This is a genomic window from Sediminicoccus rosea, assembly GCF_033547095.1.
GTDB classification, from domain to species: Bacteria; Pseudomonadota; Alphaproteobacteria; order Acetobacterales; family Acetobacteraceae; genus Roseococcus; species Roseococcus rosea.
This window is the reverse complement of record NZ_CP137852.1, coordinates 4,411,991-4,436,131: the sequence shown is the minus strand read 5'-3', so window position 1 is coordinate 4,436,131 and position 24,141 is coordinate 4,411,991. Positions and strand designations below refer to the sequence as shown.

At 71.3% G+C, this 24,141-nt stretch carries 23 protein-coding genes and 2 riboswitches; of the genes, 9 read left to right on the top strand and 14 right to left on the bottom strand.

Translation table 11 applies throughout. From position 1 onward, the window contains the following. Window positions 1–3: 3 nt before the first annotated feature. On the bottom strand, window positions 4–411 hold the full coding sequence (locus R9Z33_RS21375; RefSeq protein WP_318648597.1) for a hypothetical protein: 408 nt from the start codon (window positions 409–411) through the stop codon (window positions 4–6). A gap of 137 nt (window positions 412–548) precedes the next feature. Here R9Z33_RS21375 and R9Z33_RS21370 point away from each other — a divergent pair, with 137 nt between their 5' ends. Genes R9Z33_RS21370 through R9Z33_RS21355 form a run of 4 tightly spaced genes read left to right on the top strand, consistent with a single transcriptional unit; the run spans window position 549 to window position 5,482 of the window. After that, complete coding sequence (locus R9Z33_RS21370; protein ID WP_318648596.1) at window positions 549–2,174, top strand: squalene/phytoene synthase family protein; 1,626 nt, start codon at window positions 549–551, stop codon at window positions 2,172–2,174. Continuing rightward, the gene (locus tag R9Z33_RS21365) at window positions 2,171–3,385 is read left to right on the top strand and encodes a hydroxysqualene dehydroxylase (protein WP_318648595.1); all 1,215 of its coding nucleotides are present in this window, start codon (window positions 2,171–2,173) and stop codon (window positions 3,383–3,385) included. Before R9Z33_RS21370 ends, R9Z33_RS21365 begins: the two co-directional genes overlap by 4 nt. After that, a complete protein-coding gene (locus tag R9Z33_RS21360) occupies window positions 3,382–4,710 on the top strand; it encodes an aldehyde dehydrogenase family protein (protein WP_318648594.1) in 1,329 nt (442 codons plus the stop codon). The genes R9Z33_RS21365 and R9Z33_RS21360 overlap by 4 nt, the downstream gene beginning before the upstream one ends. A 16-nt stretch (window positions 4,711–4,726) precedes the next feature. Continuing rightward, on the top strand, window positions 4,727–5,482 hold the full coding sequence (locus R9Z33_RS21355) for an SDR family NAD(P)-dependent oxidoreductase (RefSeq protein WP_318648593.1): 756 nt from the start codon (window positions 4,727–4,729) through the stop codon (window positions 5,480–5,482). A gap of 12 nt (window positions 5,483–5,494) precedes the next feature. On the opposite strand, the gene ptsP is transcribed toward R9Z33_RS21355, so the two are convergent. The 5 genes from ptsP to R9Z33_RS21330 form a co-directional block, all read right to left on the bottom strand. Beyond that, window positions 5,495–7,351 (bottom strand): phosphoenolpyruvate--protein phosphotransferase, encoded by a 1,857-nt coding sequence (gene ptsP, locus R9Z33_RS21350; protein WP_318648592.1) that lies wholly within the window; start codon window positions 7,349–7,351, stop codon window positions 5,495–5,497. Further along, window positions 7,341–7,610: an HPr family phosphocarrier protein gene (locus R9Z33_RS21345; RefSeq protein ID WP_318651685.1), complete on the bottom strand. Its 270-nt coding sequence runs from the start codon at window positions 7,608–7,610 to the stop codon at window positions 7,341–7,343. The genes ptsP and R9Z33_RS21345 overlap by 11 nt, the downstream gene beginning before the upstream one ends. Window positions 7,611–7,717: 107 nt before the next feature. After that, window positions 7,718–8,164, bottom strand: a complete 447-nt coding sequence (locus tag R9Z33_RS21340; RefSeq protein ID WP_318648591.1) for a PTS sugar transporter subunit IIA — start codon at window positions 8,162–8,164, stop codon at window positions 7,718–7,720. Beyond that, entirely contained in the window at window positions 8,161–9,102 is a 942-nt protein-coding gene (gene rapZ / locus R9Z33_RS21335) for an RNase adapter RapZ (protein WP_318648590.1), read from the bottom strand. Before rapZ ends, R9Z33_RS21340 begins: the two co-directional genes overlap by 4 nt. Beyond that, on the bottom strand, window positions 9,099–9,545 hold the full coding sequence (locus R9Z33_RS21330) for an HPr kinase/phosphorylase (RefSeq protein WP_318648589.1): 447 nt from the start codon (window positions 9,543–9,545) through the stop codon (window positions 9,099–9,101). The genes rapZ and R9Z33_RS21330 overlap by 4 nt, the downstream gene beginning before the upstream one ends. Before the next feature lie 85 nt (window positions 9,546–9,630). Here R9Z33_RS21330 and R9Z33_RS21325 point away from each other — a divergent pair, with 85 nt between their 5' ends. Next, the gene (locus tag R9Z33_RS21325) at window positions 9,631–10,575 is read left to right on the top strand and encodes a serine/threonine dehydratase (RefSeq protein ID WP_318648588.1); all 945 of its coding nucleotides are present in this window, start codon (window positions 9,631–9,633) and stop codon (window positions 10,573–10,575) included. A 3-nt stretch (window positions 10,576–10,578) separates the two neighbouring features. On the opposite strand, the gene R9Z33_RS21320 is transcribed toward R9Z33_RS21325, so the two are convergent. Beyond that, window positions 10,579–11,286 (bottom strand): substrate-binding periplasmic protein, encoded by a 708-nt coding sequence (locus tag R9Z33_RS21320; protein WP_318648587.1) that lies wholly within the window; start codon window positions 11,284–11,286, stop codon window positions 10,579–10,581. Between the two features lie 142 nt (window positions 11,287–11,428). Between R9Z33_RS21320 and R9Z33_RS21315 the strand changes: the two genes are divergently transcribed. Continuing rightward, a complete protein-coding gene (locus tag R9Z33_RS21315) occupies window positions 11,429–14,065 on the top strand; it encodes a hybrid sensor histidine kinase/response regulator (RefSeq protein ID WP_318648586.1) in 2,637 nt (878 codons plus the stop codon). Between the two features lie 4 nt (window positions 14,066–14,069). Here the strand turns inward: R9Z33_RS21315 and R9Z33_RS21310 are convergent, their stop codons facing one another. Next, a complete protein-coding gene (locus R9Z33_RS21310; RefSeq protein ID WP_318648585.1) occupies window positions 14,070–14,843 on the bottom strand; it encodes a creatininase family protein in 774 nt (257 codons plus the stop codon). 68 nt (window positions 14,844–14,911) lie between these two features. Here R9Z33_RS21310 and R9Z33_RS21305 point away from each other — a divergent pair, with 68 nt between their 5' ends. Beyond that, complete coding sequence (locus R9Z33_RS21305; protein WP_318648584.1) at window positions 14,912–16,456, top strand: FAD-binding domain-containing protein; 1,545 nt, start codon at window positions 14,912–14,914, stop codon at window positions 16,454–16,456. 76 nt (window positions 16,457–16,532) lie between these two features. Here R9Z33_RS21305 and ykgO read toward each other — a convergent pair whose 3' ends face one another. From ykgO to argH, 3 genes are all read right to left on the bottom strand, one after another. Further along, complete coding sequence (gene ykgO, locus R9Z33_RS21300; RefSeq protein WP_213610077.1) at window positions 16,533–16,658, bottom strand: type B 50S ribosomal protein L36; 126 nt, start codon at window positions 16,656–16,658, stop codon at window positions 16,533–16,535. A 109-nt stretch (window positions 16,659–16,767) separates the two neighbouring features. After that, window positions 16,768–16,965 (bottom strand): hypothetical protein, encoded by a 198-nt coding sequence (locus R9Z33_RS21295; protein WP_318651702.1) that lies wholly within the window; start codon window positions 16,963–16,965, stop codon window positions 16,768–16,770. Next, window positions 16,962–18,290 carry an argininosuccinate lyase gene (gene argH / locus R9Z33_RS21290; RefSeq protein WP_318651684.1) on the bottom strand — a complete coding sequence of 443 codons (1,329 nt, stop codon included), beginning with the start codon at window positions 18,288–18,290 and terminating at the stop codon, window positions 16,962–16,964. Before argH ends, R9Z33_RS21295 begins: the two co-directional genes overlap by 4 nt. Window positions 18,291–18,407: 117 nt before the next feature. Between argH and R9Z33_RS21285 the strand changes: the two genes are divergently transcribed. Together R9Z33_RS21285 and R9Z33_RS21280 are read left to right on the top strand one after the other, a co-directional pair. Continuing rightward, window positions 18,408–18,941, top strand: a complete 534-nt coding sequence (locus R9Z33_RS21285; RefSeq protein ID WP_318648583.1) for a TlpA family protein disulfide reductase — start codon at window positions 18,408–18,410, stop codon at window positions 18,939–18,941. A gap of 66 nt (window positions 18,942–19,007) precedes the next feature. Beyond that, window positions 19,008–19,460 carry a nuclear transport factor 2 family protein gene (locus R9Z33_RS21280; RefSeq protein ID WP_318648582.1) on the top strand — a complete coding sequence of 151 codons (453 nt, stop codon included), beginning with the start codon at window positions 19,008–19,010 and terminating at the stop codon, window positions 19,458–19,460. Between the two features lie 66 nt (window positions 19,461–19,526). Here the strand turns inward: R9Z33_RS21280 and gcvP are convergent, their stop codons facing one another. The 3 genes from gcvP to gcvT are packed head-to-tail and all read right to left on the bottom strand — an operon-like array spanning window position 19,527 to window position 23,882. Beyond that, window positions 19,527–22,415, bottom strand: a complete 2,889-nt coding sequence (gene gcvP / locus R9Z33_RS21275; protein ID WP_318648581.1) for an aminomethyl-transferring glycine dehydrogenase — start codon at window positions 22,413–22,415, stop codon at window positions 19,527–19,529. Continuing rightward, a complete protein-coding gene (gcvH, locus tag R9Z33_RS21270; protein WP_318648580.1) occupies window positions 22,412–22,786 on the bottom strand; it encodes a glycine cleavage system protein GcvH in 375 nt (124 codons plus the stop codon). Before gcvH ends, gcvP begins: the two co-directional genes overlap by 4 nt. A 10-nt stretch (window positions 22,787–22,796) precedes the next feature. Beyond that, the gene (gene gcvT, locus R9Z33_RS21265; RefSeq protein WP_318648579.1) at window positions 22,797–23,882 is read right to left on the bottom strand and encodes a glycine cleavage system aminomethyltransferase GcvT; all 1,086 of its coding nucleotides are present in this window, start codon (window positions 23,880–23,882) and stop codon (window positions 22,797–22,799) included. A gap of 41 nt (window positions 23,883–23,923) precedes the next feature. Beyond that, window positions 23,924–24,030: riboswitch (glycine riboswitch) on the bottom strand. Between the two features lie 2 nt (window positions 24,031–24,032). Continuing rightward, window positions 24,033–24,134: riboswitch (glycine riboswitch) on the bottom strand. Window positions 24,135–24,141: the final 7 nt, after the last annotated feature.

The window sequence follows — 24,141 nt, the reverse complement described above, 5'->3', positions numbered from 1 at the left end:
GGGCTACATGATCGCGCCCGGTGGCGGCGCGGTGCGCGGATAGACGGCGCAATAGACCACCGACAGCTCAATCGTGCCGTCCGCGAGATTGGCCGGCAGCGCGGGGCCGGAGACGCTGATGCTGCCAGTGCCGCGCGGCAGGTTCTGGCCGCCACGATAGCGCAGCACCTCGTTGCCATGGCGCCAGTTGACCTCCAGCGTGGCGGTGAAACTGCCATCCACCGGTGCGTTGACCAGGATCTGGAGGTATCGCCCGCCCGGTGTGCCCGAGACCGACAGGATGGAGGGCTGGCAGGCATTCCCCGATTGCTGCGTGACGGTGACGCGGGTGGAGGGCCAGGTGAAGAAGCCTTGGGCGGTGGCGGGCAGGGTCATCGTGCTGGCGAGGGCGGTCAGGATCAGGGGTCTCATGGGGGCCTCCGTGCTGCGCGCAACCTGGCCGGGGGGCGGGCCGCGCGGCAAGCGGATGGTGCCTCTCGCGCGGATCGGCGGCGCCAATCGTCCGGCATGGGCTGGAAAGCGCGCGCGACACAAGCCACAAAGGCAGCATGAATGATGTCACCGCGCCCGGTGCGCCCAACCGCACCCATGACACGGAGAACTTCCCCACCGCCTCGCTGATCCTGGCGAAGCCGGTGCGGGCGAAGGTCATGGCCTTCTACCGCTTCGTCCGCATGGCGGATGACATCGCCGACAGCGAGAGCCTCAGCCCCGCCGAGAAGCTCGCCCGGCTCGATGCGATGGAGGCCTCGCTGGACGATCCGGCGACCCCGATCGCCGAGGGCGCCCGGATGCAGGCCGAGGGCGTCGGCGTCGAGGAAGCGCGGCTCATGCTCTCCGCCTTCCGGCAGGATTCCGAGCAGGCGCGCTATGCCGAATGGCCCGACCTCGAGGATTACTGCCGCCGCAGCGCGGACCCGGTGGGCCGCATGCTGCTGCGCCTGCATGGCACCACGGCCGATGCCGCCAAGCAGGCCGCGGACGGGCTCTGCACCGCCCTGCAGATCCTGAACCACCTGCAGGACCTGGTGCCGGATCGCGAGAAGCTGGACCGCGTCTATCTGCCGCAATCCTGGCTGGCGCTGGCCGGCGGCGAAGCGGCCTTCTTCGAGCCGGCCAATCCGAAGCGCCGCGAAATCCTGGATGCCGCGCTGGACCGCGTGGAGGATCTGCTGGACCGCGCAAGCGCCCTGCCGCGCCTCTGCACCGCGCGGCGGCTCGCCATCCAGTCGGCCATGACCATTGGCCTGGCCCGCCGTCTGCTCGGGAAGCTGCGCGCGGCCGATCCGGTGCTGGGGCGTGTCGCCCTCGGCAAGCTCGATTTCGCGCGGGAGCTGGTGGCGGCCCCGCTGCTCGGCCCGCATGATCCGGTGCTGGTCGCCGATCGCGTCAGCCGTGCCGGCTCTTCCTTCGCGCGCGGCATGGCGACGCTGAAGGGCGAGCGCCGCCGCGCGCTCTGGGCCGTCTATGGCTTCTGCCGCGTGGTGGACGACATCGCCGATGGCGCCATGCCGGAAGGCGAGAAGCGCCGCCTGCTCGATGCCTGGCGCGCCAAGCTGACTGTGCCGGATTGCGCCCTCTCGCGCGAATTGCTGTTGGCGCGCGAGGCCTTCGAGATCCCGCTCGCCGAATGCGAGGCGATGGTGGCCGGCATGGAGACCGACGCGGCCGACCATCTGCGCCTGCCCGACGAGGCGGCGCTCGATCTCTATTGCCGCCGCGTCGCCGGCAGCGTGGGCGCCATGTCGGTCCGCATCTTCGGCGAGCCGAGGGCCGAGGCCTGGGGGCTGGCGCTGGGCCACACCTTCCAGCTGACGAACATCCTGCGCGACGTGGATGAGGACGCAGCGCGGGACCGCGTCTACATCCCGCTCTCCGTGCTGGAGAAGGCCGGCATCCCGGATGGCCCGGCGCGTTCCATCGTGACGCACCCGGCCTTCGCGGGCATCTGCAAGGAACTGGCCGGCCGCGCCGTCGCCGGCTTCTTCCGCGCCGAGGCCGAATTGCCGCGCTACGACATCGAGGCGCTGCGCCCGGCGCGCGTGATGATGTGGGGCTATCGCCGCATCCTCGACCACATGCTGCGGCGCGGCTGGTCGGGCGAGCGGCCGCGCGCGCGGATGACTCGCGCCGAGAAGTTCCGCATGGCGGTCTTCGCGGTGACCGGCCGATGACCATCCATGTGATCGGCGCCGGCATGGCCGGCCTCGCCGCCGCCCATGCGCTCGCCACCCAGGGCCAGGCCGTCACGCTGCACGAGGCGACGCCGGGCGCGGGTGGCCGCGCGCGCGCGCTGCCGGACGGCACCGACAACGGCACCCATGCGCTGATCGGCTGCAACACGGCGGCGCTCGGCTTCCTCGATGCCATTGGCGCGCGGCAATATTGGGTGCAACCCGAGCCGGGTGGCCTGCCTGTCCATGACTGCGCCGATGGCTCCTCGCGCCTTGTCGCCCTCTCGCCCGCCGGCTGGTGGAACGGGGCGCGGCGGCCGGCGGGCGTCTCCTGGGGCGGCGTCCTGGCGATGATGGCCATGGCGCTGCCCTTCAAGGACCGCACCATCGCCGAGGCCATGGCGGCGCACCCCGCCTTCCTGCGCGGCTTCGTGGATCCGCTCGTGATCGCGGCGCTGAACACGCCCTCCGCCGAGGCCTCGACGCGCCGCCTGGGGCAGGTGCTGCGGAAGCTCGGCGCGCCGGGTGCCGCGCGCCTCTTCGTGGCGAGCCGCGGCCTGGGGCCGGATCTGGTGGAACCCGCACTCGCGGTGCTCGCCACGGCCGGCGCGGAATACAGCCCCGGCAGCCGGCTGCGCGCCATCCAGGTGAGGGAGGGGCGTGCCACCAGCCTGACCTTCCAGGACCAGGATGTGATGCTGGGTGCCGCGGATCGTGTCGTGCTCGCCCTGCCGCCCTGGGAGGCCACGCGCATGCTGCCGGGCCTGCCTGCGCCCGATGCCTTTGCGCCCATCGTGAACCTGCATTTCGCCTTCCAGCCGGGCGGCGAGGTGCGCTTCCTCGGACTGCTGGGCGCGCTCTGCCAATGGGTGCTGGTGCGGCCCGAGGGCGTCGCCGTCACCGTCAGCGCGGGCGATGCCGAGGCCGAGCAGGATGTGGAGGAGCTGGCGCCGCGCGCCTGGGCCGAGATCCTGGCCGCCGTGCGCGCCTTCCATCTGCCGGGCGACTGGCCGCTCGCTCCGCCGCCCTGCCGCGTCATCAAGGAGCGCCGCGCCACGCCGCGCCAGCGCCCCGGGCCGATTCCCGCACCGCCGCGCCGGCCGCTCGCCAATCTTGCGCTCGCCGGCGATTGGACCTGGCCCGACCTGCCCGCGACCATCGAAGCCGCCATCTGCTCCGGCCAGGCCGCCGCACGGGAGATCCTGCGATGAGCCCCGCCGAAGCCCTTGCCGCGCTGCGCGCCGTGGAGGCGGAGGAGGGCGTGCCCGATGTCGCGCGCCGGCGCGAATTGCTGGCCGATCTGCGCCGCGTGGTGCTGAAGCACGCGGCCGCCATCGCCGAGGCCGCCGCCGCGGATTACGGCGCGCGGTGCGCGGAGGACACGCTGCTGGCCGATGTGCTGCTCATCGCCGATGCCTGCGCCTATTCGCGCCGCAAGCTGCGCGGCTGGGCGCGGCCCCGGCGCGCGGCCGTGCCCTTTCCCTTCTTCCCCGCCCGCGCCTGGGTGGAGCATGTCCCCAAGGGCGTCATCGGCATCATGGCGCCCTGGAACTATCCCGTGCAGCTGGCGCTCATGCCCGCGCTCGACGCCATCGCCGCCGGGAACCGCGTGGTCATCAAGCCTTCGGAAGCGGCGCCACGCGTGGCGGCGCTGATCGAGACCATCCTGGCCGAGGCCTGGGGGCCGCGCATCGCGCTGGTCGTGCAGGGCGGGCCCGATGTGGCGCAGGATTTCGCGCGCCAGCCCTGGGACCACCTGGTCTTCACCGGCGGCACCGAGATCGGCCGCAAGGTGATGGCCGCCGCCGCGCCGAACCTCACGCCGCTGACGCTGGAGCTGGGTGGGAAATGCCCCGCGCTGGTGCTGCCCGGCGCCGACCTCAAGCGCGCCGCGCGCGACATCCTGGTGGCCAAGGCGGTGAATGCGGGACAGACCTGCATCGCCCCCGACACCGTCCTGCTCATCGGCCACAGCGCCGCCGATTTCGCCCGCGCCGCGCGCGAGAGCGGCGTGAGCGAGACCGGCACCGCGGTGATCAACGCGCGCCAGCAGGCGCGGCTGGATGCGATCAGCGAGGGCGCCACCATCGCGTGGATGGCACCTGGGCCGCATTCGGTGGGGCTCGCCCTCGCGACCGGGCGCCTGGCGGAGGAAGAGATCTTCGGACCCATCCTCGCCATGGAGGAATGCGCCACGCTGCAGCTGGCGCTGGATTGGGTGCGTGCGCGGCCGCATCCGCTGGCGATCTACCTCTTCGGCGCGGATGCGGCCGAGGAAGCGCAGGTGGCGGCGCAGACCAAATCCGGCGCGCTGGTGACCGGGCGCGCGGTGGAATACGCGGCGCTGCCGGGCCTGGGCTTCGGCGGCGTCGGCGCCTCCGGCTTCGGGCGGCGCAATGGGGAGGCGGGGTTCCGCGAGTTCAGCAACCCGCGCGCGCGCATGCGGAATGGGCGCTGGTCCCTGGCGCGGCTCTTCGACCGGCCGCAATCTGGCTTCGCCCGCAGGCTGATCCGCCAATTGGTCGGTATCCGGTAGCAAGGAGCGCAACGCGATGGCACGACCCGACCGCATCATCCTGGTGACCGGCGCCGCGACCGGCATCGGCGCCGCCTGCTGCCGCCGCATGGCGGGGGCGGGCACCGCCATCCTGGTGCACACGCGCAAGAACGCTGAGGGCGCGGAGCGCACGGCCGAGGCGGTGCGCGCCAAGGGTGGTCAGGCCCATGTCGTGCTGGGCGACATCGCCGATGCGGCAACACCTGCGGCACTGGTCGCGGCCGCGCAGGAGGCCTTCGGTGGGCTCGATGTCGTCGTCGCCAATGCGGGCTTCGCCGACAAGACGCCGCTGCTGCAGACCGATGACGCGCAGGTGGCCCGCACGCTGGACACGGTGCTCTGGGCCTTCATCCGCCTGGCGCGCGCGGCACTGCCGGTGCTGAGCGAGGGGCGCGATCCGCGATTGATCGCCATCTCCTCCTTCGTGGCGCACACATTCCGCAACGACGTGACGGTGTTTCCCGCCACTTCGGCCGCCAAGGCGGCGGTGGAGGCCTTGGCGCGCGGCCTCGCCATCGAATACGCGCCGCGCGGCGTGACCGTGAACGCCGTGGCGCCGGGCTTCACCCAGAAGGACCCAGGCGCCCATGCCGCCTATTCGCCGGCGCAATGGGAGATGGTGAAGCGCAGCGTGCCGCTGGGACGCCTCGGCACGCCGGATGACGTGGCGGCGGCGGTGAATTTCCTGGCCTCGGCCGAAGCCGGCTACGTCACCGGGCAGGTCTGGCACGTCAATGGCGGGCTGGTTTAGCGCGCCGCGCCGTTATTTCTCGTTCGTCCGCGCCGCGAATTCCTCGACCAGTTCAGCGATGCGCTTCGGGTCGCTCTGCTCCATCACGCGGCGGGCGAAGCGGGCGCAATCGTCGATGTCGAGGCTGCGGACCGCCTGCTTCACGCGCGGGATCGAACTCGCATTCATGGACAGGCTGCGCAGGCCGAGGCCGAGCAGCAGCGGCACCAGCTTCGGATTGCCGGCCATCTCGCCACAGACGCTGACCGGCATGCGCAGGCGCAGCGCCGCTTCGGTCGCGAACTGCATGAGGCGCAGCACGGCGGGGTGCAGTGGGTCATACAGATGCGCCACGTCGATCTCGGCGCGGTCCACGGCGAGCGTGTACATGGTCAGGTCATTGGTGCCGATGGCGAAGAAATCCGCCTCCAGCGCGATGGCGTCGGCGGCGAGTGCCGCGCCTGGCGTCTCGATCATCGCGCCCAGCGGCGGCAGCTTCTCGGGCAGGGACTCGCCGCGGCGGCGCAGGCGGCGGGCCACGCGCTCATAGATCTCGCGCGCCTGCGCGACCTCGGAGGGCACCGTCACCATGGGCAGCAGGATGCGCACTTGGCCCAGATGCGCGACGCGCAGAATGGCGGCGAACTGCTCCTCCAGCAGCGCGGGGCGCTTGAGCAGCAGTCGCAGGCCGCGCAGGCCGAGCGCGGGGTTGGGGCCGGTCGGCACCGGCACGCCCTCGGCCAGGGCCTCCATGTCCTTCTCGCCGCCCCAGTCGAGCACGCGGATGGTCACGGGGTCCTGGCCCATGGCTTCGAGGATGCCGCGATAGGCCTCCACCTGCGCGTCCTCGTCCGGCAGGTCCTCGCGGTTCATGAAGAGGAACTCGGTGCGCAGCAGGCCGATGCCCTGCGCGCCGGCCTCCGCGATCAGCGGCAATTCGGCCGGGATTTCCAGATTCGCCTGGAGCTCCACCGCCTGGCCGTCCAGCGTCTCGGCCGGCAGGGTCTTGAGCTTGCCGAGGCGCGCGCGCTCCTTCGCCTGGGCGGCGAGGCCGGCCTTGGCGCGAGTGAGCGTCGCGGCGTCAGGATGCAGGGCGACGATGCCCGCGCCGCCATCCAGCATCGCCATGTCACCGCGGCGGGCGGCTGCGGTCAGCCCATGGCAGCCCAGCACGGCGGGGATGCCGAGCGCCCGCAGCATGATGGCGGTGTGGCCATCCGCGCCGCCCTCCTCGGTCGCGACCGCGGCGATCTTGCCGGGTTCCAGCAGCGCGGCATCGGCGGGCGTGAGTTCGTCGGCGACGACGATCGCGCCCGCCGGCACGCCCTTGAGGCTGCGGAAGGGCGTGGCGGTCAGGTTGCGCGTCAGGCGACGGGCGATCTCGCGCACCTCGCCCGCGCGGCGGTTCAGCCCGGCCTTGTCGTCGCCCTTGGCCGCCAGGATCGCCTGGGCGATGGCCTCGGCCTCGTCCTGCACGGCGGTCTCGGCGGAGAGCAGCTCCTCGCCGATCCGCTTGCGCGCGCCGCGCAGCAGCCGCGAATTGCCGAGCATGAGGATATAGGCGTCGAGCAGCGGCTCGAGCTCCTCCTGTGCTTCTTCGGGCAGGACGGTGAGGCGCGTCTTGAGCTTGGAGACCTGCTTCCGCGAGAGGGCGGCCGCGTCCTGGAGCTTGGTGCGCTCCAGTTCCACCGCATCGGCGGTGATCTCGCGGCGCGGTGCTTCGGCCGGGGCCTCGGTGGTGTCGTAGATGGTGCCGATGACGATGCCGGGCGAGACGGGAATGCCCGAGAGGCGTTGCTCGGCCGGCTTCGCGCCGCGGCGCGCGGGCTTGGCCTCCGGCTTCGGCTCCGGCCGGGGCTCCGCTTCGCTCTTGCCCGCCTCAGTCTTCATGGAAGCCGGCTTCGATCAGCCCGGCCACCGCGTCCAGCGCCTCGCGCGCATCCCAGCCCTCGGCCTCGAGCGTCACCTCGCTGCCTTGGCCGGCGCCCAGCATCATCAGCCCCATGATGGAGCAGGCGGGCACGGTCTGGCCGGACCGCGTCACGTTCAGGCAGGCGGAATAGCGCTCGGCCACGGCCACGAGCTTGGCAGCGGCGCGCGCGTGCAGGCCGCGGCTGTTGATGATCTTGATGGTGCGCTTCAGCACCATGCCGCCACCGGATTCACCCCCTGGGCAGCCGCAATCCAGCGGCGGCGCCGGGCTCTCGGCGGCGGAGGCCAGGTGCGGCGTGCCGCCCTCTTCCGTGGGCCACTCGTTCATTGGGCGCTTCCATTCCCGTTCTTGCCCGCCATTTGGGGCGTGGCCTGGCCGTTTGCGAGGTCACTCGCGGCGGTGATGTATTTTCGGCCCGCCTTGGCGGCATGGTCCACCGCTTCGGCCAGCGGTTCGCTGCCGCGGATCTTCGCGAGCTTGACCAGCAGCGGCAGGTTCACGCCCGCGATCACCTCGATCGTCTTGTGATCGGCCAGCGAGAAGGCGAGGTTGGAGGGCGTGCCGCCCGCGATGTCGGTCAGGACGATCACGCCATCCCCCTGGTCCACATCGGCGATCCGGGCGCGGATATCGGCGCGCCGCCCCTCCATGTCGTCCTCGGGACCGATGCAGACGGTGGCGACCGCCGGCTGGGGGCCCACCACATGCTCCATGGCGTGGCGCAATTCGAGCGCGAGCCGCCCATGGGTGACGAGCACAAGACCAATCATGTTTCGGTATTCACGGTGAGGGGCATGGGGGGCGATGGGGGGGAAGCAGGGGTTGATAACACCATATCGGGCAGCTGACCCAGTTCCCGATGCGCGACATCCACACGCCAGCCCTGCTGCCGGAGATGGGCTGCCAGTTTTTCGACCACGAAGACGGAACGATGGCGCCCGCCGGTGCAGCCGATGGCGATGGTGAGGTATTTCTTGCCCTCGGACACGTAACGCGGCAGCAGCGGCTCGATGAAGCCGACCAGGCGCGTCCAGAAGGCCGGGAAATCCGGATCGGCCGCCACATATTCTGCGACCGCGGCATCGCGCCCCGTCATCGGCCGCAGCAGCGCGTCGTAATGCGGATTCGCCAGGAAGCGCATGTCGAAGACGAGGTCCGCCTCGCGCGGGAGGCCCTTGGGGAAGCCGAAGGATTTGAGGTTGATGTTCAGCCCCGGCGCGCCTTCGGGCTTGAAGCGCGCCTCGATCAGGCGGCGCAGCTCGGGCAGGGGCAGGGTGGAGGTGTCGAGGATGAGGTCCGCCGCCTCGCGCAGGGGGGCGAGCAATGCGGCCTCACGCGCGATGCCGTCCTGCACGCGGCTGCCGAGCGGGCCGCCGGGGGCGAGCGGGTGGCGGCGCCGCGTCTCCGTGTAGCGGCGCAGCAGCACCTCCTCCTCGGCGGTCGCATAAACCAGGGTCGCGGCGATGTCGGGGCGCTGGCGCAGGCGCGCGATGGCGGCCAGCGCCTTGGCCGGATCGAAGCCGCGGGTGCGCGTGTCGATGCCAGCGGCGATCGGGCCGCTGCCCTCTTGCACCAGCGCGTCGAGGATGGCGAGCGGCGGGTTGTCCACCGTCTCGAAGCCCAGATCCTCCAGCACGCGCAGGATGGAGGCCTTGCCCGCGCCGGAAAGGCCGGTGACGAGCACGAAGGGGCGGGTCTCGTCCTTCATGCGGCGAAGGCGCCGGCGCCCATGCCGATGCGCCCGGCCAGCACGTCCAGCGCGCGGCGCAGCAGCTCGGGCGCCGACGGGGCGGCGCCGTGCAGGCGGATGGCGGGGAGGCTGATGCCGAGGGCCGACCAGGCGGCGGGCTCGGGCAGGCGCGGCAGCTCGGCCTGCGGCACGAGATGTGCGGCCAGCCTGAGGGGGGCCGCCTGCCAGGGCAGGCGCTCCAGCAGGCCGAGGCCGAACACTTCCATCCGCCCGGCCAGCGCCGAGGGCGGGGAAGCGCGCAACAGGCCCTGATCAGCCTCCAGCATCACTTGGTCATCCGCTACCAGGATCCAGCCTTGCCCGAGGAGGCGCAGCAGCAGGTCCGACTTGCCACCGCCCGGGGGCGCGAGAAGGAGGACGCCTTCGCCTGCCAGGGCCGCGCAGCTACCGTGCAGGAGCATTCCCGGCGTCCACAAGGTTCCAACGCGGGAGTTTATGGCAGGATTGGGGCTTGTGCGGAAGGGCGTCCTCGGGGCACCTCGCGGCATGTCCCAAGCCCCTGATTCCACCGCCATCGCCGCCGCCGACATTGCCGCCGCCGCTGGGCGCATCGCCGGCGACATCCGCCGCACGCCCCTGCTCGACCTGCCCGGCTGGGGCTGCCTGAAGCTCGAGATGCTGCAGGTGGCCGGCAGCTTCAAGCCGCGCGGCGCCTTCAACCGCATGCGGGCGCTGGGCGTGCCGCCGGCCGGCGTCATCGCGGCCTCGGGCGGCAATCACGGCGCGGCGGTGGCGGCCGCCGCCGCCAGCCTCGGCGTGCCGGCCGAGATCTTCGTCCCCGAGATTGCGGCCGAGGCGAAGCGCGCCCGCATCCGCGGCTTCGGCGCGCGTCTCATCGTGGGGGGCGCCACCTATGACGAGGCGCGGCAGGCGAGCGAGGCGCGCGCGGCTGAGACCGGCGCCCTCATGGTCCATGCCTATGACCAGCCGGAAGTCCTGGCCGGGCAGGGGACGGTCGCTCTGGAATGGCAGGAGCAGGTGCCCGGCCTCACCCATCTGCTGATCGCGGTGGGCGGCGGCGGCCTGCTGGGCGGCATTGCCGCCTGGCATGCGGCGACCGGGGTGAGCCTCGTCGCCGTCGAGCCCGAGGGCTGCCCCGGCCTGCATGCCGCGCTGGCGGCCGGGCGGCCGGTGCCCGCGCCGGTCGGCGGCCTGGCGGCGGACAGCCTGGGGGCGCGGCAGGTGGGCAGGTTGATGTTCCCGATCGTGGCGCGGCTCGCGGCGCGGGGGCGACTCGACTCCGTCCTGGTGGCCGATGACGCGATCCGCGCCGCGCAGCGCGCCCTCTGGGACCATGCCCGGCTGGTGGCCGAGCCGGGCGGGGCCGCGGCGCTGGCCGCGCTGCTCAGCGGCGCATGGACGCCGCCGCCGGGCGCCCGGGTGGGGGTGCTGGTGTGCGGCGCAAACACCGACCCGGGCGCTGTGGGATAGGCGTCAGCGGATCAGGATCGGCGTCAGCCCGTGCCGGGCCGCGGCGCGGGCCAGCGTGCCATCGGCGCGCGCCGCGCCGACGAAGCTGTTGACCTCGGCCAGCCAGGGCGCGTCGTGCATGGGCAGCGCCCAGGCATAGAGCGTCTCGCCGAAGCGGTCGGGCGGGTCGATCACCCGGGCCCAGTCATGCATCGGCAGCATGCGGCGGGTGTAGGGGAAGTCGCTCATGAAGACATCCGCCCGGCCGGCCTGGATCTCCGCCTCGCGCGAGCGGGGGGGCACGACCACCAGCAGTTCCGCGCGCCGCAGCGTGCGGCTCATCAGCGGCTCCATGATGGTGCCGGCGGCCACCGCCACCACGGTGCCGGGCGTGTCGATGTCCGACCAGTTGCGGATGCGGGCATTGTTGCGGGTGGTCACCGCATACATGGGGCTCGCCAGATAGGGGCGGCTGAAGGCGACGCGCTGCGCGCGGGCGGGCGTGATGCCCACCCCCATCATGGCGATGTCGCAATCGCCGGCCTCGATCCGGTCCATGAAGACGGCGAAGTTGGTCTCGACGAAGGTGAGTCGCACCGAAAGCCGGGCCGCCAGGGCCCGGGCGAGATCAATGTCGATGCCTTCCAACTCGCTGTTGCGAGGGTTTCGGAAAGAGATGGCGAAATAATCAGGCCAGATGCAAACTTTCAACTCGCCTCGCGCCCGGATCATTTCCAGGCGCGAAGCCTGCGCGGGCGACGGGGTGGCGACTGCCGGAGGGGCGGTCGGGGGTGTGGCCGTTGGCGGGCTTTGTATCCCCGCCTGGGACCATGCCTCGCAAAGCGGGAAAAATCCTGCAATAACGGCAAGGATCATGGGCCTGAAAGCACTCCGCAACAGCATTCGCCTCTCCTTCGGCTCTTCGGGCGCCTCCCCGGGCGGCGGAGGCTCGGATGCCTCCGGTGTCGCCCCGCGGCCGAGCCGACTCTACGCCCTGGTGGCGGGTCTCGTCATCCTGTGCCTGATGACCGTCTACGGGATCGTCATGTATCGCGGCCAGCAGGAGGCTGTCCTGGAGGCCGAGCGACTGACGCAGTCTGTCGCCGAGGCCCTTGCCGATCAGTTGACGCGCGCGATGCAGACGGTGGACGTGGTCATGCTGGACCAGGCCGAGCGCAGCGAGCAGGGGCTCGATACCATCCCCGGCCAGCGGTCCAACCTGCTCCGGGACGTGTCGCAGCTTCGCGCCCTGCTGGTGACCGATGCGAACGGCCTGGTCCTGCATTCCACCGTCGAGGGGCTGGTGGGCCAGAGCCTGGGGGACCGCGACTGGTTCCGCGTGCTGCGCCTGAGCGGCCAGCTGATCCGCCTGGGCCCGCCCGAGGCGGGGCGCTTCCTGGCCGCCCCCAATGCCCGGCCGATCAGCGAGACCGGCCTTTGGTCCATCCCGCTCGCGCGGGCCGTCCGCAATGCGCGCGGCGAATTCGAGGGCACGGTGATCGCCCTCATCAACCCCGAATATCTCAGCAGCATCGCCCGCCAATATGCCGAGGGCTTCGGCGTCACGGTGCGGCTGCACTCCTTCAACGGCGCGCTGCTGGCCCGTTCGGATGGCAGCCGGGCGGGGATCGGGCAGATCCATCCGGGCGCCTGGCCCTTCCGCAACTTCCTGCCGCGCCTCGAGCGCGGCAGCTTCGTCGGCGTGGACCAGGACGGGCAGAACGTGATGGCGAGCTTCGCCGTCACCCGCCAGGGCCTCTTCGTGGTCGAGGTGGTGCGCGCGCGGTCCGATGCGATGGCGGCCAACCGCGCGCTCGGCCTGCTGCTCGGCCTCGGCGTCGCCGGTGCGGGCGCCTTCATCCTGATGGCGCTGGGCCTGATGGTGCGCCAGGCGCACCGGCTGCGCGCCCAGGGCGAGCAGCTGGCCGAGAGCGAGGCCGCGGCCCGCGCTGGTTCGCGCGCCAAGGAGGATTTCCTGGCCTCGATGAGCCATGAGATCCGCACGCCGATGAATGGCGTGATCGGCATGACCGGCCTGCTGCTGGACACGCGGCTGGACGACCTGCAGCGCCGCTATGCCGAGACCATCCAGAACTCGGCCGAGCACCTGCTGATGGTGCTGAATGACATCCTTGACTTCTCGAAGCTGGAGGCCGGCGCCGTCGAGCTGGAGCGCGTGCCCTTCGAGCTGGAAAAGGAACTCGCCACCATCGTCGAGCTCTTCGCCCCCAAGGCGGCGAGCAAGGGTGTGGAGCTGCTGGTGGCGCTGCCGGGCGACATGCCGCGCATCATGGTGGGCGACCCCGGCCGCGTGCGGCAGGTGCTGTTCAACCTGGTCGGCAATGCGGTGAAGTTCACCGACAAGGGCTGGATCCAGCTCGACGTCACGCTGGAGCCGCTGGGCCAGCGGCGCGGCTGGCTGATGCAATGCGCGGTGCTCGACACCGGCATCGGCCTCGACCCCGCGCAGGTGCCGCATCTCTTCGAGCGCTTTACCCAGGCCGATGCCTCGATCCGCCGGAAATACGGCGGCACGGGCCTCGGCCTCGCGATCTGCCGGCGCCTCGCCGAGGAGATGGGCGGTGGCATCGAGGCCGGCCCGCGCGATCCGACCAAGCCGCGCGGCGCGGGCAGCCGCTTCACCTTCTCGGCCAAGCTCGGCCAGCCGCCCGGCCCGCTCGAGGCCGCGCCGGCCACCGCCCTGGCCGGCGTCAAGATCATGGTGGTGGACGACCTCGCGCTCAACCGCGACATCCTGGCGCGGCAGCTCGTCAGCATGGGGGCCGAACCGGTGCTGGCGCGCGATGGGGCCGAGGCGCTGACCCTGCTGCGCGATGCGGCGTCCCGGGACCGGCCGATCCGCGCCGTGGTGCTGGACGGGCAGCTCGAACATGCGCGCGGGCTCGATGTGGCGCGCCAGATCCGCGCCGAGCCTGGCCTGCCGCGCCCGGCCATCCTGCTCTGCTCCTCCGGCGCCTCGCTTGGAAAGGACCAGCCGGAGGAAGGGCTGGTCGAGGGCATGCTGCTCAAGCCCGCCCTGCCGGCGCGGCTGCGCGACAGCCTGCTCGCCGCGCTGGCGCCCCGCGCCGAGGCGGATGCGCCGGCGGTGGCGGAGCCGACGGCGCCGCCCACGCAGGAAGCGCCGCTGCAGCGCGTGCTTCTGGTGGAGGACAATGCCACCAACCAGCTCGTCATGAAGACCATCCTCGGCAAGGCGCATTGCCATGTGGATGTGGCGGGCGATGGCGGCGAGGCGGTGCGGATGGCCCATGCCGCGCCCTATGACGTGATCCTGATGGACCTCCAGATGCCGGTGATGGACGGGCTGGAGGCCACGCGGCAGATCCGCGCGACGCAGGGCCCCAACCGGCGCACCCGGATCATCGGGCTGACGGCGGCGGTGGGTCCGGTCTTCGAGGCGCAGTGCCGGGCCGCGGGGATGGATGACTATCTCGGCAAGCCGGTGCAGCGCGCGGCGCTGCTGGACCGGCTCAAGCAGAAGGTGGGGTAGGGCCTCAGGCCTGCCACACCTTCTCCGGCTTGCTCCAGAGCACCGGGTCGCGCATGGCGCGCGCGAGGTTGGTGGCGATGGCCGCGATCATCGCCTGGCCCTTCTCGGCCGTGGCGGCGCGCGGGTCGCCCTTCACACCGGTGCGCGGCGCGCGCTCGGCGAAGCTGTAGAAGCGCGAAAAGCCGGCCGGCGCCTGCACGCCGGCATTGCCGCCGGCGGCCTCCTCGATCTTGTCGTGGCGCACCTGGCCAGGGTCGAGTGCCAGCCAGAGCGCCGTCTCGCCCTCGCAGGCATGCATGATGCCGGGCTGGGTGGTGAGCGCTTTCGCGATCTCGACCGGTGCCACGTTCGGCCAGGTCGTCACCACCACCGGCATGCCGAATTCATGCGCCAATTCACGCACCGAGACGTTCAGCGGATCAATGTTGCCGCCATGGCCATTGACGATGAGCAGCCGGGTGAAGCCCTGCGCCTGCAGGCTGCGCACCACGCAGCGCAGCACCGCATGCAGCGTCGCGTGGTCCAGCGTGATGGTGCCGCCGAAGGGCAGGTGATGCTCGGAAAGCCCGGTCCAGAGCGGCGGCAGCACGATGGCCGGCACGTCGGTGGCGAGCTTGGCCGCCTCCACGCTCAGCGCATGGGCGATGAAGCTGTCGGTCCAGACCGGCAGATGCGGGCCGTGCTGCTCCAAGCTGCCGATCGGCAGGACGGGCAGCGCTCCGCGCCCGGCGAGTGCCTTGAGTTCGGGGCCGGTCAGTCTCTCCCAACGCACGTCCATGAGGATCTCCTTCGTTTCGGGCAGCCTCTCCCCCTTGCCGGATGCGCGCAAGCGGGCAGATCAGGGGCATGCTCGATGTCGTGTGGTTCAAGCGGGATCTGCGCGTCACGGATCACGCGGCGCTGGCGGCGGCCAAGGGGACGCAGGGTGGCCCCGTGCTGCCGCTCTACATCGTCGAGCCGGACTATTGGCGCGGGGAGGACGCCTCGCCCCGGCAATGGCGCTTCCTGCGCGCGGCGCTGGAGGATCTGCGGGCGCAACTCGCCACGCTCGGCCTGCCGCTGGTGGTCCGCAAGGGTGATGCGGTGGCGCTGCTGGCGCGGCTGCATGCCGAGCGTGGAATCCGGGCCCTGCACAGCCATGAGGAGACGGGCAATCTCTGGACCTATGCGCGGGACCGGGCGGTGGCGCGCTTCTGCCAGGAGGCCGGGGTGCCCTGGCACGAATATCCCCAGTTCGGCGTAGTCCGGCGCCTGGCGTCGCGCGATGGCTGGGCGCGGCGCTGGGCGGGCTTCATGGGGGCGCCGGTGCTGGCGCCACCCCGGGGTCTGATGGCGCCCGCCGGCATCATCGAGGGCGCGCTGCCGGAGCAGCCCTTCGACTGGAACCCGGAGGATGGCCTGGTGGAGGCCCAGCCGGCCGGCCGCGCGGCGGCGCTGGCGCTGCTGGAGGGCTTTCTTGCCGGGCGCGGCGCCGATTACCGGCGTGGCATGTCCTCGCCGCTCAGCGCGCCCCTGGCCTGCTCGCGCCTGTCACCGCATCTCGCCATGGGCAGCGTCTCGATGCGGGAGGTGGTGCAGCGGGTGGAGCGCGCGGGGCGTGACATCGCGGCCCAGCCGCCGGGGCAGCGGCCGGTGCCGCTGGGCGCCGTGCAGTCCCTCGCCTCGCGGCTGCATTGGCATTGTCACTTCATTCAGAAGCTGGAGAGCGAACCCGCGCTGGAGCGCCGCGCCGCGCATCCCGCGGCCGAGGCGGCGCGGCGGCCGACGGCCCCCGATGATCCGCGGCTGCTGGCCTGGGCCGGGGGGCGGACGGGCTACCCCTTCCTCGATGCCTGCATGCGCTCGCTCATCGCGACGGGTTGGATCAACTTCCGCATGCGCGCGATGCTGCAAAGCTTCGCGAGCCACCATCTGGACCTCGACTGGGCGGCGAGCGGGGCGCATCTGGCCCGCCTCTTCGTGGATTACGAGCCGGGCATCCACTGGCCGCAGGTGCAGATGCAGTCGGGCGCCACCGGCATCAACACGCCGCGCCTCTACAATCCGGTGAAGCAGGGGCTGGACCAGGACGCGGAAGCCGTCTTCATCGCGCGCTGGGTGCCGGAGGTGGCGCATCTGCCGCCCGGACTGCGGCACGTGCCGTGGAAGCTGGATGCCCCGCCCGCGGGCTATCCGGCGCCTGTGGTGGAACTGTCAGCCGCGCTGCATGCGGCGCGGGAGCGGATCAGCCGGATTCGCGCGGCGGCGGGGTTCGATGCTGAGGCGCGCCGCGTCTTCCAGAAGCATGGCAGCCGGCAGCGCCGCTTCGCGCAGGACGATCCGATGGGCGAGCGGGCCAGGGCCGCGCGGCGCGAGGCCAAGGCGCGGCGGCAGCTATCCCTGGATCTCTAGACTATCCTGCTCCAGGCCCCGGACATGAAAACGGGGGGCCTGGCCCCTCGTCATCATCCGTCGAACCTGCGGCAATTCAGCCCTGGCGGGCCTTGAAGCGCGGGTTCTTCTTGTTGAGGACGTAGAGACGGCCGCGGCGGCGCACCACGACGCAGTTCTTGTCCCGCAACTTGGCGGATTTCAGGCTGTTGCGGATCTTCATGGCGCGAACTCACGAAACACGAAAAAGGTTGCGGGGAAAAGCGGTGCTCTCCCCGGGGAGGCGCCGAGATAAGCGGGCGCGGCCGGGGAGTCAACCTCAGCGCGGCGCCTCAGCGGGGTGGTGGCAGCGGTTGCAGGCCCTGGCTGATCCGGCGGGCATTGATCTCGGCGCGCTCCTCGGCGGTCAGCGCGGGATAGGAGCGCGGAAAGGTGATCGCCTCCTGCGGGCCGGGCGGGCGCGGCGGGCCGACGCGCCCGCAGGCGGCGAGCGCCAGGCCCGCCAGCGCCAGGAGAGCGAGGCGCCTCATGCCAGGCGCTCCTGCCACTCGGCCACCATGGCGCGGACATTGTCCGGCGCCGTGCCGCCATAGGAGCGGCGGGAGGCGACGGAGGCCGCCGGCGTCAGCACGCCGAAGACGCTGTCGGTGATGCGGGGCTCCACCTCGCGCATCTCGGCGATGGTGAGGCCGGAGAGGTCCACGCCCATGCTCTCCGCCTTCGCGACCAGCTTGCCGGTGACGTGGTGCGCGTCGCGGAAGGGGAGCTTCAGCTCGCGCACCAGCCAATCGGCGAGGTCCGTCGCGGTGGAGAAGCCATCGCCGGCGGCGGCGGCCATGCGGGCGATGTTGGGCTGCATGTCGCGCACCATGGCGGCGCTGGCGGCGAGGCAGAGGGTCAGGTTCTCGGCCGAGTCGAAGACGCCTTCCTTGTCCTCCTGCAGGTCCTTCGCATAGGTCAGCGCCAGGCCCTTCACCACGGTCAGCAGGCCGACCAGGTTGCCGGTCATGCGCCCCGTCTTGCCGCGCACCAGTTCGGCCGCGTCGGGGTTGCGCTTCTGCGGCATGATGGAACTGCCGGTGGTGAGGCCATCGGAGAGCTTCACGAACCCGAAGGAGGGGTTGGTCCAGATCACGATCTCTTCGGCGAGGCGCGAGAGATGCGTGGCGCAGATGGCGCAGGCAGCCAGGAACTCCATGGCGAAGTCGCGGCTGCCGACGGCGTCCAGGCTGTTGCGCGTGGGGCCGTCGAAGCCGAGCGCCTTGGCCGTCGCGTGGCGATCGATCGGGAAGCCGGTGCCGCACATGGCGGCCGAGCCCAGCGGGCATTCGTTCAGGCGTGCGCGGGCATCGAGCATGCGGCCGCGGTCGCGCCAGATCATCTCGGCATAGGCCAGCATGTGGTGGCCGAAGGTGGTGGGCTGCGCGGGCTGAAGATGCGTGTAGCCGGGCATGATGGTGCCGGCATGCTCCTCGGCGCGGGCGACGAGAGCGCGGACGAGGTCGAGCATCTGGGCGGCCAGGCCGTCCATCGCATCGCGCGTCCAGAGGCGGAAATCCGTGGCCACCTGGTCGTTGCGGCTGCGGGCGGTGTGCAGGCGCTTGCCGGCCTCGCCGATGCGCTCCGTCAGGCGGGCCTCGATGTTCATATGGACATCCTCGAGGGCTTCGGACCACTCGAATTTGCCGGCTTCGATCTCGGCGGCGATCTCGGCGAGGCCCTGGCGGATGGCGGCCTCGTCATCCGCGCTGATGATCCCTACATGGGCCAGCATGGCGGCGTGGGCGAGGCTGCCGCGGATGTCCTGGCGCCACATCTTGGCATCGAAGCCGATCGAGGCGTTGATGGCCTGCATGATCGCCCAGGGGCCTTCCGCGAAGCGGCCGCCCCATTGCTGGTTGGTATTGGTTTCGTTCGGGATGGACACGAGGATATGGCTTCCGTTTTGACGTCGCGCCGCGCTCTGGCTGGCATGGTCCTAGCGCCCGCCCTCATGGGGGCGCAAGCCGCGCGGGCGGCGGCCGGGATCGAGCGGCTGCGCGAGGCGGCGCGGCCCATGCCCGCCATCACCTTCCAGGATGCGGAGGGGGCGGAGAAGACGCTGGCGGATTTCCCGGGCCAGGGGCTGGTGATCAACCTCTGGGCCACCTGGTGCCCGCCCTGCGTGGCCGAGATGCCGGCGCTGGAACGCCTGGCCCGCACGCTGGCGGCCGAGCGCATCGCCGTGCTGCCGCTCTCCTCCGACCGCGGCGGGCGGGCGGTGGTGGAGGCCTTCTACCAGCGCATCGGCCTGACGGGGCTTGGCATCTGGCTCGACCCGCGCGGCGCCGCGGCGCGGGCGCTGGGCGCGCGCGGCCTGCCCACGACCGTGATCGTGGACCGCCAGGGTCAGGAGCGCGCCCGGCTGGAGGGCGATGCGGCCTGGGACACGGCGCCCTTCGTGGCCGCGATCCGCCGGCTGGTGGGCCCCGTCGCGGCGCCGCGGGAGCCGCTGGTCCGGACGTGATGGACGCGCCCGCGTGCCGGGCCTAGCCTTCCTTCCGGCCGGGAAACATCGGCCAGGGAGGACAACATGCCAATCCATCGTCGCCATCTGGGTGGGGCCGCCTTGCTGGCCGCCACGCTCGTCCCTGTTCTTGCCAAGGCCCAGGCCGCGGATGACCAGGCCGTGGCCCAGGCCGTCGCTTCACTCACGCGCGCCATGCTGGCCGCCGACCGCGCGGCGCTGGAGGCGCTGACGCATGAAGGGCTGAGCTATGGCCATTCGGCCGGGCGCATCGAGAACCGGGCGCAGTTCATCGGGAACATCGTCGAGCGCAACAACCCGTTCGGCGAGATCAACATCACGAACCAGACGATCCAGGTGAATGGCGATGACGCGATCGTGCGCCATGTCTTCACCGGCCACACCACGGGTGGCGGGCGCATCACGCCGGTGAATATCGGGATATTGCAGGTCTGGAAGAAGCAGGCCGGCGCCTGGAAGCTCTACGCCCGCCAGGCTTTTACGCGCCCGCAGGCGTAGTTTTCGCGTTCCGAGGGGCAGCCCCTCGGCGGGAGGGTCCGGGAGGGCAGAGCCCTCCCGGGGTGCTTACTCGGCGGCCTGCAGCGTTGCCGTCTCCGCATAGGCCTCAAGCGGCGCGCAGGTGCAGATCAGGTTCCGGTCGCCATGGACATTGTCCACGCGCTTCACCGGCGGCCAGTACTTGTTCATCCGCACATAGGGCAGCGGGAAGGCGGCCTGTTCGCGGCTGTAGGGGTGCGCCCATTCGCTCGCCATGACTTCGGCCATGGTGTGCGGCGCGTTCTTCAGCGGATTGTCGGCCCGGTCCATCCGGCCTTGCTCGACGGCGCGGATTTCGGCGCGGATGCTGATCATCGCGTCGCAGAAGCGGTCGAGCTCGGACTTCGTCTCGCTCTCCGTCGGCTCCACCATGAGCGTGCCGGTCACCGGCCAGGACATGGTGGGGGCGTGGAAGCCGTAATCCTGCAGGCGCTTGGCGATGTCCTCGACGAGGACGCCGCCATTCTGCTGGAAGCCGCGGCAATCCAGGATGCATTCATGCGCCACCATGCCCTGCCCCCCGCGGTAGAGGATGGGGAAGTGGTCGCGCAGGCGGGCGGCCATGTAGTTGGCGTTGAGGATGGCCACCTGCGTCGCGCGCGTCAGCCCCTCGCCGCCCATCATGCGGATATAGGCGTAGCTGATGGGCAGGATGGCGGCCGAGCCGAAGGGCGCGGCGCTGACGGGGCCGAAGCCCGTGGCCGGGCCCGCTTCCGCCACCAGCGGGTGGTTGGGCAGATGCGGCGCGAGGTGCGCTGCCACGCCGATCGGCCCCACGCCGGGCCCGCCGCCGCCATGCGGGATGCAGAAGGTCTTGTGCAGGTTCAGGTGGCAGACATCGGCGCCGATGGAGGCGGGCGACGTGAGGCCCACCTGCGCGTTCATATTGGCGCCATCCATGTAGACCTGCCCGCCCTCGGCATGGATGATCGCGCAGATCTCGCGGATCGCCTCCTCGAAGACGCCATGGGTGGAGGGGTAGGTGACCATCAGCGCGGCCAGGTTCGGGCCGTGCTGCTTCGCCTTGGCGCGCAGGTCTTCCACATCCACATTGCCGTCGCGGTCGCAGCCGGTGACGACGACCTTCATGCCCGCCATCACGGCCGAGGCCGGGTTGGTGCCATGGGCGCTGCTGGGGATGAGGCAGATGTTGCGATGCCCCTCGCCGCGCGCCTGGTGATAGGCGCGGATGGCCAGCAGGCCGGCATATTCGCCCTGGCTACCCGCATTCGGCTGCAGCGAGACGGCGGCGAAGCCGGTGACGCGGCAGAGCCATTCCTCCAGCTGCCGGATCATCGCGATGTAGCCCTCGGCCTGGTTCACCGGCGCGAAGGGATGGATGTCGGCGAAGCCCGGGAAGGTGACGGGGATCATCTCCGCCGTCGCGTTCAGCTTCATGGTGCAGGAGCCGAGCGGGATCATGGAGCGGTTCAGCGCCACATCCTTGTCCTCCAGCCGCTTCATGTAGCGCAGCATGGAGTGCTCGGCGTGGTGGGAGTTGAACACCTCCGCCTTGAGGAAGCCCGTCGTGCGCGCGAGCGTGGCGGGCAGGCCGCCCTTGGGCGTCACGGTGGCGAGGTCGCCCTGGCCCAGGATGCCGGCCAGCGTCGCGAGTTCGGCGCGCGTCACCGTCTCGTCCAGCGCGAGGGCGACGGCATCCGTGCCGACGCGGCGAAGGTTGAAGCCGGCATCGAGCGCCGCCTGCATCACCGCATCCGTCTCGGCACCCGTTTCCAGGCAGATGGTGTCGAAGAAGGCACCGTGGCGCAGCGGGAAGCGCGAGGCGCCGGCCAGGACACGCGCCTGGAGTGCCACGCGGCGGGCGATGCGCTTCAGGCCTTCGGGCCCATGCCAGACCGCGTACATCGACGCCATGACCGCCAGCAGCACCTGCGCGGTGCAGATGTTGGAGGTCGCCTTCTCGCGCCGGATATGCTGCTCGCGCGTCTGTAGCGCGAGGCGCATCGCGGGCGCGCCGGCGGCGTCGATGGAGACACCCACCAGGCGGCCGGGCATGCTCCGCTTCAGCGCGTCCCGCACCGCCATGTAGCCGGCATGCGGGCCGCCATAGCCGAGCGGCACGCCGAAGCGCTGCGAGGAGCCGACGACGATGTCCGCCCCCATCTCGCCCGGCGGCGTGACCAAGGTCAGCGCCAGCAGGTCGGCCGCGACGATGGTGAGCGCGCCGGCGGCATGCGCCGCCTCGATCTCGGGCGTGATGTCGCGCAGCGCGCCGGTCGTGCCAGGGTATTGCGTCAGCACGGCAAAGGGCTTCTCGGCCGCGATGGTGGCGGCGAGCTGCGCGGGCTCGGCCAGGACCACGCGGATGCCCACGGGCTCGGCGCGCACCTGCACGACCGCGATGGTCTGCGGGTGGCAATCGGCGGCGACCACGAGCGTGTCGCTCTTCGCCTTATGGGCGGAGTGCGCCAGCGTCACGGCCTCAGCCGCCGCCGTGCCCTCGTCGAGCAGCGAGGCGCCGGCGACGGGCAGGCCCGTGAGGTCGGTGATGAGGGTCTGGAAATTCACCAGCGCTTCCAGCCGGCCCTGCGCGATCTCGGCCTGGTAGGGCGTATAGGCGGTGTACCAGCCCGGGTTTTCCAGGATGTTGCGCAGGATCACGGGCGGCGTGTGCGTGCCGTGATAGCCCATGCCGATGAGGCTGCGCTTGCGGATGTTGCGCTCGGAGAGCGCGCGCAGCTCGGCGATGGCAGCGGCCTCGTTCACCGGGCTCGGCAGGCCGGAGAAATCCATGCCGCGGATGGCTGCCGGCACGGTGCGCGCCGTCATCTCTTCCAGGTCGGTGCAGCCGATGGTGGCCAGCATGGAGGCGACCTCACCGGGCGTCGGCCCGATGTGGCGGCGGATGAATTCGCCCTGGTCTTCCAGGGCCGTAAGTTCGCCGAGGACGCTCATGCGAGGCTCTCCACATAGGCCGCATAGGCGTTGGCATCCATGAGGTCGTCCGGCAGCGCGCCGGCGGGGGCGATCTTGAAGAACCAGCCGCCGCCCGTGGGCTCGCTGTTGATCAGCGCCGGCTCATCCACCAGGCCGGAATTCACTTCCGTGACGCGGCCGGCGATGGGGGCATAGACGTCGGAGGCGGCCTTCACGCTCTCGACCACGGCCACGGCCTCGCCCGCCGTCACTTCGCGGCCGGCCTCGGGCAGGTCCACGAAGACGACGTCGCCCAGCGCGTTCTGCGCGTGGTCGGTGATGCCGATCACCGCGATCTCGCCCTCGAAGCGAATCCACTCATGGTCCTTGGTGTATTTCATGTCGCTCATGGGTCGGGCCTCAGCGTGCGTAGCGGTGGGGTTGGAAGGGCATGGCGGCGACGCGCGCGGGCAGCGGCTTGTCGCGGACAATGAGGTCAAGCGCGGTGCCATCGGTCGCGGCGTCGCGCGCCACATAGCCCATGGCGACCGGCGCGCCGACGGAGGGGCCGAAGCCGCCCGAGGTGACTTCGCCGATCACGGCGCCGTCCTTGCGGATTTCGGTGTGGCCGCGCGCGGGCTGGCGCCCCTCGGGCCGGATGCCGACACGCAGGCGCTTCACGCCATGGTCGAGATGGTCGCGCACCACATCGGCGCCGCGGAAATTCCATTCCATGCGGCGGCGCTTGCCCATGGACCAGGTGAGGTTCGCCTCGACCGGGCTCGTCGTCTCATCGAGGTCATTGCCATAGAGGCAGAGGCCCGCTTCCAGCCGCAGGCTGTCGCGCGCGCCCAGGCCGATCGGCATCACGCCGGGCATGGCGAGCAGCGCGCGGGCGAGCTTCTCGGCCTGCTCGGCCGCGACGGAGATCTCCAGCCCATCCTCGCCGGTGTAGCCGGAGCGCGAGGCGATCACGGGAATGCCCGCGATCTCCATCTCCATGATGCCCATGAAGCTCATCGGCGTCGGGATCAGGGTGGCGACGGCGGGGCCCTGCAGCGCCAGCAGCGCGCGGTCGGGCAGGGGGCGGAGCTTCACGCCGGCTGGCAGCACGCTCTCGATCAGCGGCAGATCAATGTGCTTGCGCGAGGCGTTGACCACGAGGAAGAGCCGGTCGCCCATATTCGCGAACATGAAGTCGTCCATGATTCCGCCGGCCTCGTTCAGCAGCAGCCCGTAGCGCTGGCGGCCGGGCTTCAGGCCCTGGACATCGGCCGGCGTCAGCTGTTCCAGCGCGGCAGCCGCACCGTCGCCGATCAATTCGGCCTGCCCCATATGGGAGACGTCGAAAAGCCCCGCCTGCGCGCGGCAATGCAGATGCTCGGCCATGATGCCGGCGGTATATTGGACGGGCATGGAATAGCCCGCGAAGGGCACCATGCGGCCGCCCAATTCGCGGTTCAGCGCATCCAGCGGCGTGGTGTGAAGTGATTCGGACTCGGTCACGCATCCCCCTGCCGCCCGGCGGCAATTGAGTTTGGTGACCCCCCTCTGTCCGAGAGACCTGAGAGATTCAGAGCCGGCCGGGAAACCCCGTCCACCTCCTTACTCCGTCGGTGCCGCCCCCCTTTCGGGAGGCGAGCTTTCCAGAGTGCCCACCCGCGCGCGGCCCTTTTGCCTGAGCGTTTCCGGGGGCCGGTTGCGCCTTCGGCGATCCTTGTCCGCTGCCGGACTCGGATTCTCTCCCGCGCGCGATGCACAGGCC

Coding starts and splice junctions, on each gene's coding strand:
- R9Z33_RS21330 (WP_318648589.1), bottom strand. CDS start 9,545: ATGCTCCTGCACGGTAGCTGCGCGGCCCTGGCAGGCGAAGGCGTCCTC.
- R9Z33_RS21280 (WP_318648582.1), top strand. CDS start 19,008: ATGCCAATCCATCGTCGCCATCTGGGTGGGGCCGCCTTGCTGGCCGCC.
- R9Z33_RS21305 (WP_318648584.1), top strand. CDS start 14,912: ATGCTCGATGTCGTGTGGTTCAAGCGGGATCTGCGCGTCACGGATCAC.
- R9Z33_RS21345 (WP_318651685.1), bottom strand. CDS start 7,610: ATGGTGCTGAAGCGCACCATCAAGATCATCAACAGCCGCGGCCTGCAC.
- R9Z33_RS21320 (WP_318648587.1), bottom strand. CDS start 11,286: ATGATCCGGGCGCGAGGCGAGTTGAAAGTTTGCATCTGGCCTGATTAT.
- R9Z33_RS21340 (WP_318648591.1), bottom strand. CDS start 8,164: ATGATTGGTCTTGTGCTCGTCACCCATGGGCGGCTCGCGCTCGAATTG.
- R9Z33_RS21360 (WP_318648594.1), top strand. CDS start 3,382: ATGAGCCCCGCCGAAGCCCTTGCCGCGCTGCGCGCCGTGGAGGCGGAG.
- R9Z33_RS21325 (WP_318648588.1), top strand. CDS start 9,631: ATGTCCCAAGCCCCTGATTCCACCGCCATCGCCGCCGCCGACATTGCC.
- R9Z33_RS21355 (WP_318648593.1), top strand. CDS start 4,727: ATGGCACGACCCGACCGCATCATCCTGGTGACCGGCGCCGCGACCGGC.
- R9Z33_RS21315 (WP_318648586.1), top strand. CDS start 11,429: ATGGGCCTGAAAGCACTCCGCAACAGCATTCGCCTCTCCTTCGGCTCT.
- R9Z33_RS21310 (WP_318648585.1), bottom strand. CDS start 14,843: ATGGACGTGCGTTGGGAGAGACTGACCGGCCCCGAACTCAAGGCACTC.
- rapZ (WP_318648590.1), bottom strand. CDS start 9,102: ATGAAGGACGAGACCCGCCCCTTCGTGCTCGTCACCGGCCTTTCCGGC.
- R9Z33_RS21375 (WP_318648597.1), bottom strand. CDS start 411: ATGAGACCCCTGATCCTGACCGCCCTCGCCAGCACGATGACCCTGCCC.
- R9Z33_RS21295 (WP_318651702.1), bottom strand. CDS start 16,965: ATGAGGCGCCTCGCTCTCCTGGCGCTGGCGGGCCTGGCGCTCGCCGCC.
- ykgO (WP_213610077.1), bottom strand. CDS start 16,658: ATGAAGATCCGCAACAGCCTGAAATCCGCCAAGTTGCGGGACAAGAAC.
- gcvH (WP_318648580.1), bottom strand. CDS start 22,786: ATGAGCGACATGAAATACACCAAGGACCATGAGTGGATTCGCTTCGAG.
- gcvP (WP_318648581.1), bottom strand. CDS start 22,415: ATGAGCGTCCTCGGCGAACTTACGGCCCTGGAAGACCAGGGCGAATTC.
- R9Z33_RS21370 (WP_318648596.1), top strand. CDS start 549: ATGAATGATGTCACCGCGCCCGGTGCGCCCAACCGCACCCATGACACG.
- argH (WP_318651684.1), bottom strand. CDS start 18,290: ATGCAGGCCATCAACGCCTCGATCGGCTTCGATGCCAAGATGTGGCGC.
- ptsP (WP_318648592.1), bottom strand. CDS start 7,351: ATGAAGACTGAGGCGGGCAAGAGCGAAGCGGAGCCCCGGCCGGAGCCG.
- R9Z33_RS21365 (WP_318648595.1), top strand. CDS start 2,171: ATGACCATCCATGTGATCGGCGCCGGCATGGCCGGCCTCGCCGCCGCC.
- R9Z33_RS21285 (WP_318648583.1), top strand. CDS start 18,408: ATGGTCCTAGCGCCCGCCCTCATGGGGGCGCAAGCCGCGCGGGCGGCG.